The organism is Pseudomonas graminis (assembly GCF_004364335.1).
In the GTDB taxonomy this organism is placed as follows: domain Bacteria; phylum Pseudomonadota; class Gammaproteobacteria; order Pseudomonadales; family Pseudomonadaceae; genus Aquipseudomonas; species Aquipseudomonas graminis_D.
This window is the reverse complement of the sequence record NZ_SOCR01000019.1, coordinates 13,635-26,730: the sequence shown is the minus strand read 5'-3', so window position 1 is coordinate 26,730 and position 13,096 is coordinate 13,635. Positions and strand designations below refer to the sequence as shown.

Sequence of the window (13,096 nt, the reverse complement as noted above, 5' to 3'; positions counted from 1 at the left end):
GCGCCCCGGCGTTTGCGCTTCAGCTGTCTATGCTGGAACGCAAGCGCCGGGGCGTTTTGCTATGTGCGATTCAACTTGGTGCTGCGCGGGCCGACAAACTGGCAAACTCGTCGTTCAGACGCGACCCTCGCGGAGACCACACCGATGTCATTACGCACCCTGCTCGCTTCACTGTTGTTGGCTTGCAGCTTCACGGCCGCGGCCGCCACTGAAGTCATCCCCCTGAATTACCGCACCAGCGACGATCTGCTGCCCACCGTGAAGTCGTTCCTGGGCAACGAAGGCAGCGTGAATGCCTATGGCAACAAGCTGATCGTCAACGCCGAACCGGACAAGATCAGCGAACTGCGCGACCTGCTCGGCCAGCTCGACACGGCCCCCAAGCGCCTGATGATCAGCGTCGACACCAGTGACAGCACGGTCCAGAGCGACCAGGGCTACTCGGTCAACGGCACGGTGCGTTCGCAGGATGGACGCATCAGCGCCGACGGCCGGACGCGTATCCAGAATTACGGGACCGCCAGCCGCGAGGGTGGCGTGCAACAGGTTCAGGCCAACGAAGGGACGCCGGCGCTGATTCAGATGGGCCAGAGCATCCCGATCACCTCGGTGCAGTCCGATGGCTATGGCTACCCGCAGACCAACACGCAGTATCGAAACGTGACCCAGGGTTTCTACGTCACGGCGACGGTCACCGGCGACATCGTCCACCTGAGCATCAGCACCAACAATGACCGCATGAGCCAGCAACAGGCTGATGCGATCAAGGTGCAGAGCACCGACACGCAAGTCAGTGGTCGGCTGGGTAAGTGGATCACGCTGGCCGGCGCCAGCGATCAGTCCCGCGCCGACGAGCATGGCGTCGTCCGACGCTACTCGACACAGGGCAGCAACGACATGCAACTGAGGGTGAAGGTCGATAGCCTGGATTGAGGGAACATCATTCACGACTCCACTGAATCGACGCCCTGCAATCTGTAGGAGCCGGCTTGCTGGCGAACGGTGTCTGTCATTCACCGCTGCAGTGGCTGGAAAATAGGTTCGCCAGCAAGCCGGCTCCTACGACTTTTGCGCAGACGCTGATTTATAAGACGGCCCAAACACTCAGCAACCTCATCAATTATGTAGTGCCCGATCCGGCACTACATCCTGCCTTAATCCCGTGACCACCCAGTGTCCACGCTGACTTCTCCTTCCCAGCACCCGCACGCCCGAAACTGACCGCCAAGTCGCATTCAACGAATTATGTAGTACACCCAAAAAAGCACTACAAAGTGTTTGACGAGGCAAAATTGCCGAGGCATGATGGCCTCGCTCCCGCTGATCGGAGGTTGTGCAGAACGCCTCCTGATCGCGCTCGAACTCAACATGTTCGTGCCGATTAGCGTCATTTCCGCCCAAAAGGCGGCTTCAACGCCTCATCACCCTGATGGCGAAAAATCTGACTGAGAAACCATGCTTTCCGATTCAGCGAGCAGCCATCAGTGCGCCTTGAAGAAACACCCGGCGCCGGCGAAGCAAGGAGCTTCACCTCAAGACCCACAACACCAAGCAACGAGGTTTACCCCATGGCACTGACACGCGAACAACACATTGCAGCCATCGAGAAAGACTGGGCCGAGAATCCACGCTGGAAAGGCGTAACCCGCACCTACTCCGCTGCTGACGTCGTCCGCCTGCGTGGCTCGGTTCAGCCTGAACACACGTTTGCAAAGCTGGGCGCTGAAAAGCTGTGGAACCTGGTGACCCAAGGCGCCAAGCCATCCTTCCGTCCCGACAAGGATTTCGTCAACTGCATGGGCGCCCTCACCGGTGGCCAGGCCGTGCAGCAAGTCAAAGCCGGTATCCAGGCGATCTACCTGTCTGGCTGGCAAGTCGCGGCAGATAACAACTCTGCCGAATCGATGTACCCCGATCAGTCGCTGTACCCGGTGGACTCGGTGCCGACCGTGGTCAAGCGGATCAATAACTCGTTCCGCCGCGCCGACCAGATCCAGTGGAAGGCCGGCAAGAATCCGGGCGACGAAGGCTATATCGATTACTTCGCGCCGATCGTGGCGGACGCAGAAGCCGGTTTCGGCGGCGTGCTCAACGCTTACGAACTGATGAAGAGCATGATCGAGGCGGGCGCTGCCGGCGTGCACTTCGAAGACCAACTGGCGTCGGTGAAAAAATGCGGCCACATGGGCGGCAAGGTGCTGGTGCCAACCCAGGAAGCCGTACAGAAACTGGTGGCTGCACGTCTGGCCGCTGACGTTGCCGGCGTGCCGACCATCATTCTGGCGCGCACCGACGCCAACGCCGCCGACCTGCTGACGTCGGACTGCGACCCGTATGACCAGCCGTTCGTCACCGGCACTCGCACGCCAGAAGGCTTCTACAAAGTACGCGCCGGTCTGGACCAGGCGATTGCCCGAGGCCTGGCGTACGCGCCGTATGCCGATCTGATCTGGTGTGAAACCGCCAAGCCGGATCTGGACGAGGCCCGACGCTTTGCCGAAGCGATCAAGAAGGAATACCCGGATCAGCTGCTGTCCTACAACTGCTCGCCTTCCTTCAACTGGAAGAAGAACCTCGACGACGCGACCATCGCCAAATTCCAGCGCGAGCTGTCGGCAATGGGCTACAAGCATCAGTTCATCACACTGGCCGGCATCCACAACATGTGGCACAGCATGTTCAACCTGGCCCATGACTACGCCCGCAACGACATGACCGCCTACGTGAAACTGCAAGAGCAAGAGTTCGCCGACGCCGCCAAGGGTTACACCTTCGTGGCGCACCAGCAGGAAGTGGGCACCGGCTACTTCGATGACATGACCACGGTCATTCAAGGTGGCAAGTCTTCGGTGACGGCACTGACTGGCTCGACGGAAGAAGAACAGTTCCATTAAGCCATCACATCATTTGAACTCGGAAGCCGCCTTCGGGCGGCTTTCTGCTCACAATCTCGGAATTAACCTACTTTTCTAGTCAACCATTAACGATAGAAAACCCACATCACTGCTTGAAAGTTAATTAATCAGGCAAGCAATAATCGGAGAACTTCCTACGGATAATTAACGGGAACTTCGTCACGCTCCAGTGACTCGCATCAAACGCCCTCGCCAAATGATATTTATTATCATTTAAGCCTGACCAAACTGTCAGCCCGCCGTAAGAAACATATTTCTCCAAACCCTCTTCGATGCCCGTCCCTGCTGGGGCTAAGCATGAAAACCGTGACCTATCTCATTAATCCTGCGAATAAATTTGATGCAGAAAATTTACTTGCCCTCCTTTTGCACATAAAATCCCGGAATTGATCGCACTGCGACATATCGTCACTGCTTCTACTTCTTCCAAGCCCAGAGACCTTTGCTCTCTGTTAAGGACTGCCAGCATGCCCGACTCGACAGGATTGATTGCCCACAATTGGGGCTTCGCCGTGTTTCTTCTTGGTGTCGTCGGCCTCTGCGCCTTCATGCTCGGCCTCTCCAGCCTGCTGGGTTCCAAGGCCTGGGGCCGCAGCAAGAACGAACCGTTCGAATCCGGCATGCTGCCCACCGGCGGCGCCCGTCTGCGGCTCTCGGCAAAATTCTATCTGGTCGCGATGCTGTTCGTGATTTTCGACATTGAAGCCCTCTTTCTGTACGCCTGGTCTGTGTCCGTCCGCGAAAGCGGCTGGACCGGCTTCGCCGAAGCGCTCGTTTTCATAGCAATTCTGTTGGCAGGTCTTGTCTACCTATGGCGGGTAGGGGCGCTCGATTGGGCTCCCGTTGGTCGTCGTAACCGGCAGGCGAAGCTAAAACAATGAGGCTTTGGCAATGCAATATAATCTCACCAGGATCGACCCGGATGCTCCTAACGAGCAGTACCCTATCGGCGAACGCGAAGTCGTTTCCGATCCGTTAGAAGACCAAGTCCACAAAAACATCTACATGGGCAAGCTCGAAGACGTGCTGAACGGTGCGGTCAACTGGGGTCGCAAGAACTCCCTTTGGCCGTACAACTTCGGTCTGTCGTGCTGCTATGTGGAAATGACCACCGCCTTTACGGCGCCCCACGACATCGCGCGCTTCGGCGCCGAAGTGATCCGGGCATCGCCGCGTCAGGCGGATTTCATGGTGATCGCCGGCACACCGTTTCTGAAGATGGCCCCGATTATCCAGCGCCTCTACGAGCAAATGCTGGAGCCCAAGTGGGTGATCTCCATGGGCGCCTGTGCCAACTCCGGTGGCATGTACGACATCTATTCTGTGGTTCAGGGCGTGGATAAATTCCTCCCTGTGGATGTTTACGTGCCCGGCTGCCCGCCCCGTCCAGAGGCATTTCTGCAAGGCTTGATGCTGTTGCAGGAATCCATTGGCCAGGAGCGTCGTCCCCTTTCCTGGGTCGTCGGTGACCAGGGCGTTTATCGCGCCGAGATGCCGTCGCAGAAGGAACAGCGCCGCGAACAGCGTATTGCGGTGACCAACCTGCGCAGCCCCGACGAAGTCTGATCCAGTTTTTCTTTTACAAAAAGAAGCCTGAACCTGGGTTCATTCTGTACGTTGACCGATAGCGATCGAGACCTATGACTGCAGACACCGCTCTGTACATCCCGCCTCACAAGGCTGACGACCAAGAAGTCGTCGTTGAACTCCATAACCGTTTTGGCGCTGAAGCCTTCACCGCCCAGCCCACCGTCACCGGCATGCCCGTGCTGTGGGTGCAACGTGCCCGGCTGATCGAAATCCTGACCTTCCTGCGTCAGATGCCCAAGCCGTATGTGATGCTGTACGACCTGCACGGCGTCGACGAACGCCTGCGCACCAAGCGCCGTGGCCTGCCGGACGCCGACTTCACTGTGTTCTATCACTTGATGTCGATAGAACGTAACAGCGACGTGATGATCAAGGTCGCGCTGTCCGAAAGCGACCTGAGCATGCCGACCATCACCGGTATCTGGCCGAACGCCAACTGGTACGAGCGTGAAGTGTGGGACATGTTCGGGATCGACTTTCCGGGCCATCCACACCTGACCCGCATCATGATGCCGCCGACCTGGGAAGGTCACCCGCTGCGCAAGGATTTCCCGGCCCGTGCCACCGAATTCGACCCGTACAGCCTGACCCTCGCCAAGCAGCAGCTGGAAGAGGAAGCCGCGCGTTTCCGTCCGGAAGACTGGGGCATGAAGCGTTCCGGCACCAACGAGGACTACATGTTCCTCAACCTGGGCCCGAACCACCCTTCGGCCCACGGTGCGTTCCGCATTATTCTGCAGCTGGACGGCGAAGAGATCGTCGACTGCGTGCCGGACATCGGTTACCACCACCGTGGCGCCGAGAAAATGGCCGAGCGCCAGTCCTGGCACAGCTACATTCCGTACACCGACCGCATCGATTACCTCGGCGGCGTGATGAACAACCTGCCGTACGTGCTCTCGGTCGAGAAACTGGCCGGCATCACCGTGCCGGACCGGGTCAACGTCATCCGCATCATGATGTCCGAGTTCTTCCGTATCACCAGCCACCTGCTGTTCCTGGGGACGTACATCCAGGACGTGGGCGCCATGACCCCGGTGTTCTTCACGTTCACCGACCGTCAGCGCGCCTACACCGTGATTGAAGCCGTCACCGGTTTCCGTCTGCACCCGGCCTGGTTCCGCATCGGCGGCGTTGCCCACGACCTGCCCCGCGGCTGGGAGAAACTGGTCAAGGACTTCATCGACTGGATGCCCAAGCGTCTGGACGAGTACACCAAGGCGGCCCTGCAAAACAGCATCCTTAAAGGTCGTACCGTCGGCGTTGCCGCGTACAACACCAAGGAAGCGCTGGAATGGGGCGTCACCGGTCCCAGCCTGCGCGCGACCGGTCTGGACTTCGACCTGCGCAAGGCGCGTCCGTATTCGGGTTACGAGAACTTCGAGTTCGAAGTGCCCCTGGCCCACGATGGCGACGCCTACGATCGCTGCATCGTGCGCGTCGAAGAGATGCGCCAGAGCCTGAAGATCATCGAGCAGTGCATGCGCAACATGCCGGCCGGCCCGTACAAGGCGGATCACCCGCTGACCACGCCGCCGCCAAAAGAACGCACCCTGCAGCACATCGAAACCCTGATCACGCACTTCCTGCAGGTTTCGTGGGGCCCGGTCATGCCGGCCAACGAATCCTTCCAGATGATCGAAGCGACCAAGGGCATCAACAGTTATTACCTGACGAGCGACGGCGGCACCATGAGCTACCGTACCCGGATTCGCACCCCAAGCTACCCGCACCTGCAGCAGATCCCTTCGGTGATCAAAGGCAGCATGGTCGCGGACTTGATTGCGTACCTGGGTAGTATCGACTTCGTTATGGCCGACGTGGACCGCTAAGCATGAACAGCACGCTTATCCAGACAGACCGTTTCGCCCTGAGCGAATCCGAGCGCTCGGCCATCGAGCACGAAATGCATCACTACGAGGACCCGCGTGCGGCGTCCATCGAAGCCCTGAAAATCGTCCAGAAGGAACGTGGCTGGGTCCCGGACGGCGCCATCTATGCCATCGGCGAAGTGCTGGGCATCCCTGCCAGCGACGTTGAGGGCGTGGCGACGTTCTATAGCCAGATCTTCCGTCAGCCGGTGGGCCGCCACATCATTCGCGTCTGCAACAGCATGGTCTGTTTCATTGCCGGTCACGAAGACATCGTCAGCGAGATTCAGAGCAAGCTGGGCATCGGCCTGGGCCAGACCACCGCCGACGGCCGCTTCACGCTGCTGCCGGCCTGCTGCCTGGGCAACTGCGACAAGGCGCCGGCGGTCATGATCGACGACGACACTTTCGGCAATCTGCAGCCCGCGGGCGTCGCCCCGCTGCTGGAGGGTTACGTATGACCATCACTTCCTTCGGCCCCGCCAACCTGATCGCCCGCGCCCCGGAAACCCATCCGCTGACCTGGCGTCTTCGCGATGACGGCGAGCCAGTGTGGCTCGATGAATACCAGAAGAAAGACGGGTACGCAGCGGCGCGCAAAGCGTTCGCTACGCTGTCGCCTGACGAAATCGTCCAGGCCGTGAAAGATTCCGGCCTCAAGGGTCGCGGCGGCGCGGGCTTCCCCACGGGCGTGAAGTGGGGGCTGATGCCCAAAGACGAATCCATGAACATCCGTTACCTGCTGTGTAACGCCGATGAAATGGAGCCGAACACCTGGAAGGACCGCATGCTGATGGAGCAACTGCCCCATCTGCTCATCGAAGGCATGTTGATCAGTGCCCGCGCGCTGAAGGCCTACCGCGGTTACATCTTCCTGCGCGGCGAATACACCACCGCGGCGGTGCACCTGCGCCGTGCGGTGAAAGAGGCCGAAGCGGCCGGCCTGCTGGGCAAGAACATTCTCGGCACCGGTTTCGATTTTGAACTGATCGTGCACACCGGCGCCGGGCGCTACATTTGCGGCGAAGAAACCGCGCTGATCAACTCCCTGGAAGGCCGTCGCGCCAACCCGCGTTCCAAGCCGCCCTTCCCCGCTGCCGTGGGCGTATGGGGCAAGCCGACCTGCGTCAATAACGTCGAAACCCTGTGCAACGTCCCGGCCATCGTCAACAACGGCAACGATTGGTACAAAGCCATCGCGCGTCCGGGCAGCGAAGACATGGGCACCAAGATCATGGGCTTCTCCGGCAAGGTGAAGAACCCGGGCCTGTGGGAATTGCCATTCGGCCTGCCAGCACGCGAGTTGTTCGAAGACTACGCGGGCGGCATGCGTGACGGCTTCAAACTCAAGTGCTGGCAACCCGGTGGTGCAGGCACAGGCTTCCTGCTTCCTGAGCATCTGGATTGCCAGTTCTATGCAGGCGGTGTCGCCAAAGTGGGCACGCGGATGGGTACCGGCATGGCGATGGCGGTTGATGACAAGGTCAACATGGTCTCCCTGATGCGCAACCTGGAAGAGTTCTTCTCCCAGGAGTCGTGTGGCTTCTGCACACCGTGCCGCGACGGCCTGCCGTGGAGCGTGAAAATCCTGCGTTCCATCGAAAAAGGCGAGGGGCAGCCGGGCGATATCGAGACGCTGCTGGGCCTGGTTAACTTCCTCGGCCCTGGCAAGACGTTCTGTGCGCACGCACCGGGCGCCGTGGAACCACTAGGCGCCGCCATCAAGTATTTCCGGTCTGAGTTCGAAGCAGGTATCGCCCCGGCACGTCCGGGCAGCCTGACTCAGGTCAGCAGCCCGACGGTGGTTGGCGCATAACACGATAAACGGTTGGCGGCTCACAAGGCCGCTTTCCCTGCATCCGACGACGCCGCGAGGCTGTTTGAGTCGGATGGCACCGAGATTCCATTAGCCACGCCCGCTGACACCGGGCCAACGAAGAACTTTGAACCATGGCCACTATCCACGTAGACGGCAAAGCGCTCGAAGTCGATGGCGCAGACAACCTGTTACAGGCATGTCTGTCGCTGGGCCTCGACATCCCTTATTTCTGCTGGCATCCGGCACTTGGCAGTGTTGGCGCCTGTCGCCAGTGCGCGGTCAAGCAGTACACCGACGAGAACGACACCCGTGGTCGTATCGTCATGTCCTGCATGACCCCCGCCACTGACAACACCTGGATCTCCATCGAAGACGACGAATCCAAGGCGTTTCGCGCCAGCGTCGTTGAATGGCTGATGACCAACCACCCGCACGACTGCCCGGTCTGCGAGGAAGGCGGTCACTGTCATTTGCAGGACATGACGGTGATGACGGGCCACAACGAGCGCCGCTATCGCTTCACCAAACGCACCCACCAGAATCAGGAACTGGGGCCGTTCATCGCACACGAGATGAACCGCTGCATCGCCTGCTATCGCTGCGTGCGCTTTTATAAGGACTACGCCGGCGGTACTGACCTCGGCGTGTTCGGCGCCCACGACAACGTGTACTTCGGTCGCGTTGAAGACGGCACCCTCGAAAGCGAATTCTCCGGCAACCTCACCGAGGTCTGCCCGACCGGTGTGTTCACCGACAAGACCCACTCCGAACGCTACAACCGGAAATGGGACATGCAGTTCTCGCCGAGCATCTGCCACGGCTGCTCCAGCGGCTGCAACATCAGCCCGGGCGAGCGTTATGGCGAAATCCGCCGTATCGAGAACCGCTACAACGGTTCGGTGAATCAGTATTTCCTCTGCGACCGTGGCCGTTTCGGTTATGGCTACGTCAACCGCACGGACCGTCCGCGCCAGCCGCTGGCCGAAGGCGTCAAGCTGGGCCTGGACGCTGCGCTGGACAAGGCCGCTGACCTGCTGCGCGGGCGCAACATCGTCGGCATCGGTTCGCCGCGCGCCAGCCTGGAAAGCAACTTTGCCCTGCGCGAGCTGGTCGGCGCCGAGCACTTCTACTCGGGCATCGAAGCCGGTGAGCTGGAGCGTCTGCGCCTGATCGCTCAGGTGCTGAAAGACAGCCCGCTGCCGATCCCGACGATGCGTGAAATCGAGGAGCACGACGCCGTGTTCATTCTCGGTGAAGACGTCACTCAGACCGCTGCGCGCATGGCCCTCGGCCTGCGTCAGTCGGTGAAGAACAAAGCCGAAGACATGGCCGCGGCGATGAAAGTCCAGCCATGGCTCGACGCTGCGGTGAAGAACATCGGCCAGCACGAGATGAACCCGCTGTTCATCGCCAGCCTGACCGACACCCGCCTCGACGACATCGCCGAAGAGTGCGTGCATGCGGCGCCCGATGATCTGGCGCGCATCGGTTTCGCCGTGGCCCACGCCATCGACCCGAGCGCCCCGGCCGTTGTCGGCCTGGACAGCGAAGCACTGCAACTGGCCGAGCGCATTGCCGCTGCGTTGCTTGAAGCCAAGCGCCCGCTGATCGTGTCCGGCGCCTCGCTGGGCTCGAACGCGCTGATCGAAGCGGCGGCGAACATTGCCAAGGCCTTGAAGCTGCGCGACAAGCAGGGTTCGCTGAGCCTGATCGTGCCGGAAGCCAACAGTATGGGCTTGACCCTGTTCGGTGGCGACTCGGTGGACGCTGCGCTGCAAGCCGTGATTTCGGGCCAGGCCGACGCCATCGTCGTGCTGGAAAATGACCTGTTCACCCGTGTTGACGCTGCGACGGTCGAGGCTGCACTGAAGGCCGCCAAAGTAGTGATCGTTGCCGATCACCAGAAGACTGCAACCACCGACCGTGCTCATTTGGTGCTGCCGGCTGCAAGCTTCGCCGAAGGCGACGGTACGCTGGTCAGCCAGGAAGGCCGCGCCCAGCGCTTCTTCCAGGTCTTTGATCCGACTTATCTGGATGCGAGCATTCTGGTGCACGAAGGCTGGCGCTGGCTGCATGCCCTGCGCGCTACCCTGTTGAATCAGCCGGTTGACTGGACTCAGCTCGACCACGTCACTGCCGCCTGCGCTGCAAGCAATCCGCAACTGGCCGGCATTGTCGGTGCCGCGCCGTCTGCTTCGTTCCGCATCAAGGGTCTGAAACTGGCCCGCGAACCGCTGCGTTACAGCGGCCGTACCGCCATGCGCGCCAACATCAGCGTGCACGAACCGCGTATGCCGCAGGACATCGACACCGCGTTCGCGTTCTCGATGGAAGGTTACTCGGGCTCTGCCGAACCGCGTTCTCAGGTGCCGTTTGCCTGGTCGCCGGGCTGGAACTCGCCACAGGCGTGGAACAAGTTCCAGGACGAAGTCGGTGGTCACCTGCGTGCTGGCGATCCGGGCGTACGCCTGATCGAAAGCAGCGGCGACAAGCTGGGCTGGTTCGCCAATGTGCCGCGTGCCTTCTCCCCTGCCCAAGGGACCTGGCAGGTCGTGCCGTTCTATCACCTGTTCGGCAGCGAGGAGACCTCTTCCAAAGCCGCACCGGTTCAAGAGCGCATTCCCCAAGCCTATGTGGCGCTGGCGAAGTCCGAAGCGGACCGTCTGGGTGTCAACGAAGGCGCCTTGCTCAGCCTGAGTGTGGCCGGCCAGACCCTGCGTCTGCCGCTGCGCATCAGCGAAGAACTGGGCGCAGGCCTGGTGGCGCTGCCGTCCGGTCTGGCCGGTATTCCTCCGGCGCTGTTCGGCAAAACCGTTGATGCCGTGCAGGAGGCCGCTCAATGACCTGGTTCACCCCTGAAGTGATCGATTCGATCATCGCTGTCGTCAAGGCCATCGTGGTGCTGCTCGCCGTGGTGGTCTGCGGCGCGCTGCTCAGCTTCGTCGAACGCCGTCTGTTGGGCTGGTGGCAGGACCGTTACGGGCCGAACCGCGTGGGCCCGTTCGGCATGTTCCAGATTGCTGCCGACATGCTCAAGATGTTCTTCAAAGAAGACTGGAACCCGCCCTTCGTCGACCGGGTGATCTTCACCCTGGCGCCGGTGGTGGCCATGAGCGCGCTGTTGATCGCGTTCTCGGTCATCCCGGTGACCCAGACCTGGGTGGTCGCGGACCTGAACATCGGCCTGCTGTTCTTCTTCGCCATGGCCGGTCTGTCGGTTTATGCGGTGCTGTTCGCCGGTTGGTCATCGAACAACAAGTACGCCCTGCTGGGCAGCTTGCGTGCCTCGGCGCAGACCGTGTCGTACGAAGTGTTCCTCGGCCTGTCGCTGATGGGCATCGTGGTGCAGGTCGGTTCGTTCAACATGGGCGACATCGTCAAGTACCAGGCCGATCACCTGTGGTTCATCATTCCGCAGTTCTTCGGCTTCTGTACCTTCTTCATCGCTGGCGTCGCCGTGACTCACCGTCACCCTTTCGACCAGCCCGAAGCGGAACAGGAACTGGCCGACGGTTACCACATTGAATACGCCGGCATGAAATGGGGCATGTTCTTCGTCGGTGAGTACATCGGCATCATCCTGATCTCGGCGCTGCTGGTAACGCTGTTCTTCGGTGGCTGGCATGGCCCGTTCGATATCCTGCCGCAGCTGTCGTTCATGTGGTTTGCCCTGAAAACCGCGTTCTTCATCATGCTGTTCATCCTGTTGCGTGCTTCGATCCCTCGTCCGCGTTATGACCAGGTGATGGATTTCAGCTGGAAGTTCTGCTTGCCACTGACCCTGATCAATTTGCTGGTGACCGCTGCGGTCGTCCTGGCGGCTCAGTGAGGATTTGACCCATGTTCAAATATATTGGCGACATCGTTAAGGGTACGGGTACCCAGCTGCGCAGCCTGATCATGGTCTTCGGCCATGGCTTCCGTAAGCGTGACACCCTGCAATACCCGGAAGAGCAGGTGTACCTGCCGCCGCGCTACCGTGGCCGCATCGTCCTGACCCGCGACCCCGACGGCGAAGAGCGCTGCGTGGCCTGCAACCTGTGCGCCGTGGCATGCCCGGTGGGTTGCATCTCGCTGCAGAAAGCCGAGACCGACGACGGTCGCTGGTACCCGGAGTTCTTCCGCATCAATTTCTCGCGTTGCATCTTCTGCGGCATGTGTGAGGAAGCTTGCCCGACCACCGCGATCCAGCTGACACCGGATTTCGAGATGGCCGAGTTCAAACGTCAGGATCTGGTGTACGAGAAGGAAGATCTGCTGATCTCCGGCCCCGGCAAGAACCCTGATTACAACTTCTACCGCGTTGCAGGGATGGCCATCGCCGGCAAGCCGAAAGGCGATGCACAGAACGAAGCCCAGCCCATCAACGTCAAGAGCTTGCTGCCTTAAGGAAGAAAGATGGAATTCGCTTTCTATTTCGCATCCGGCATCGCTGTGGTGGCCACCCTTCGGGTGATCACCAACACGAACCCGGTGCACGCCCTGCTCTACCTGATCATTTCGCTGATCGCCGTGGCCATGACCTTCTTCAGTCTCGGCGCGCCGTTCGCCGGTGCCCTTGAAGTCATCGCTTACGCGGGCGCCATCATGGTGCTGTTCGTCTTCGTGGTGATGATGCTGAACCTGGGCCCGGCCTCGGTTCAACAAGAACGCGCCTGGCTCAAACCCGGCATCTGGCTCGGCCCGATTCTGTTGGGCGGCCTGCTGCTGGCGGAGTTGATTTACGTGCTGTTCGCCAACTCCACCGGCGCTTCCATCGGTCACACCACGGTGGACGCCAAGGCGGTCGGCATCAGCCTGTTTGGCCCTTACCTGCTGGTTGTCGAACTCGCCTCGATGCTGCTGCTTGCGGCAGCCGTGACGGCGTTCCATGTCGGCCGCAACGAGGCGAAGGAGTAAAG

The 13,096-nt window shown here is 60.5% G+C and carries 11 protein-coding genes; all 11 read left to right on the top strand.

Annotated features, from left to right (window positions below):
* Positions 1-144 precede the first annotated feature (144 nt).
* Entirely contained in the window at positions 145-933 is a 789-nt protein-coding gene (locus tag EC919_RS26220; protein ID WP_133777190.1) for a secretin N-terminal domain-containing protein, read from the top strand.
* A gap of 635 nt (positions 934-1,568) precedes the next feature.
* Positions 1,569-2,894 carry an isocitrate lyase gene (gene aceA, locus EC919_RS26215; RefSeq protein ID WP_065989127.1) on the top strand — a complete coding sequence of 442 codons (1,326 nt, stop codon included), beginning with the start codon at positions 1,569-1,571 and terminating at the stop codon, positions 2,892-2,894.
* 488 nt (positions 2,895-3,382) lie between these two features.
* Positions 3,383-3,796, top strand: a complete 414-nt coding sequence (locus EC919_RS26210; RefSeq protein WP_037008823.1) for an NADH-quinone oxidoreductase subunit A — start codon at positions 3,383-3,385, stop codon at positions 3,794-3,796.
* 10 nt (positions 3,797-3,806) lie between these two features.
* Positions 3,807-4,481, top strand: a complete 675-nt coding sequence (locus EC919_RS26205) for a NuoB/complex I 20 kDa subunit family protein (RefSeq protein ID WP_065989126.1) — start codon at positions 3,807-3,809, stop codon at positions 4,479-4,481.
* Between the two features lie 74 nt (positions 4,482-4,555).
* Positions 4,556-6,337 carry an NADH-quinone oxidoreductase subunit C/D gene (gene nuoC, locus EC919_RS26200; protein ID WP_133777189.1) on the top strand — a complete coding sequence of 594 codons (1,782 nt, stop codon included), beginning with the start codon at positions 4,556-4,558 and terminating at the stop codon, positions 6,335-6,337.
* A 2-nt stretch (positions 6,338-6,339) separates the two neighbouring features.
* Complete coding sequence (gene nuoE, locus EC919_RS26195; RefSeq protein WP_065989124.1) at positions 6,340-6,837, top strand: NADH-quinone oxidoreductase subunit NuoE; 498 nt, start codon at positions 6,340-6,342, stop codon at positions 6,835-6,837.
* Positions 6,834-8,192 carry an NADH-quinone oxidoreductase subunit NuoF gene (gene nuoF, locus EC919_RS26190; RefSeq protein ID WP_133777188.1) on the top strand — a complete coding sequence of 453 codons (1,359 nt, stop codon included), beginning with the start codon at positions 6,834-6,836 and terminating at the stop codon, positions 8,190-8,192. The genes nuoE and nuoF overlap by 4 nt, the downstream gene beginning before the upstream one ends.
* A gap of 134 nt (positions 8,193-8,326) precedes the next feature.
* Complete coding sequence (gene nuoG, locus EC919_RS26185; protein WP_133777187.1) at positions 8,327-11,038, top strand: NADH-quinone oxidoreductase subunit NuoG; 2,712 nt, start codon at positions 8,327-8,329, stop codon at positions 11,036-11,038.
* A complete protein-coding gene (gene nuoH, locus EC919_RS26180; protein ID WP_037008811.1) occupies positions 11,035-12,024 on the top strand; it encodes an NADH-quinone oxidoreductase subunit NuoH in 990 nt (329 codons plus the stop codon). The genes nuoG and nuoH overlap by 4 nt, the downstream gene beginning before the upstream one ends.
* 11 nt (positions 12,025-12,035) lie before the next feature.
* Positions 12,036-12,584, top strand: coding sequence for an NADH-quinone oxidoreductase subunit NuoI (gene nuoI, locus EC919_RS26175; RefSeq protein ID WP_037008808.1), 549 nt, complete (start codon positions 12,036-12,038; stop codon positions 12,582-12,584).
* Between the two features lie 9 nt (positions 12,585-12,593).
* Positions 12,594-13,094 (top strand): NADH-quinone oxidoreductase subunit J, encoded by a 501-nt coding sequence (nuoJ, locus tag EC919_RS26170; protein WP_037008804.1) that lies wholly within the window; start codon positions 12,594-12,596, stop codon positions 13,092-13,094.
* Positions 13,095-13,096: the final 2 nt, after the last annotated feature.

Bases quoted from the DNA above. Each gene is read 5' to 3' on its own strand.
- nuoC (WP_133777189.1), top strand. From the start codon at position 4,556: ATGACTGCAGACACCGCTCTGTACATCCCGCCTCACAAGGCTGACGAC.
- EC919_RS26220 (WP_133777190.1), top strand. From the start codon at position 145: ATGTCATTACGCACCCTGCTCGCTTCACTGTTGTTGGCTTGCAGCTTC.
- nuoH (WP_037008811.1), top strand. From the start codon at position 11,035: ATGACCTGGTTCACCCCTGAAGTGATCGATTCGATCATCGCTGTCGTC.
- nuoI (WP_037008808.1), top strand. From the start codon at position 12,036: ATGTTCAAATATATTGGCGACATCGTTAAGGGTACGGGTACCCAGCTG.
- EC919_RS26205 (WP_065989126.1), top strand. From the start codon at position 3,807: ATGCAATATAATCTCACCAGGATCGACCCGGATGCTCCTAACGAGCAG.
- nuoJ (WP_037008804.1), top strand. From the start codon at position 12,594: ATGGAATTCGCTTTCTATTTCGCATCCGGCATCGCTGTGGTGGCCACC.
- aceA (WP_065989127.1), top strand. From the start codon at position 1,569: ATGGCACTGACACGCGAACAACACATTGCAGCCATCGAGAAAGACTGG.
- nuoG (WP_133777187.1), top strand. From the start codon at position 8,327: ATGGCCACTATCCACGTAGACGGCAAAGCGCTCGAAGTCGATGGCGCA.
- nuoF (WP_133777188.1), top strand. From the start codon at position 6,834: ATGACCATCACTTCCTTCGGCCCCGCCAACCTGATCGCCCGCGCCCCG.
- EC919_RS26210 (WP_037008823.1), top strand. From the start codon at position 3,383: ATGCCCGACTCGACAGGATTGATTGCCCACAATTGGGGCTTCGCCGTG.
- nuoE (WP_065989124.1), top strand. From the start codon at position 6,340: ATGAACAGCACGCTTATCCAGACAGACCGTTTCGCCCTGAGCGAATCC.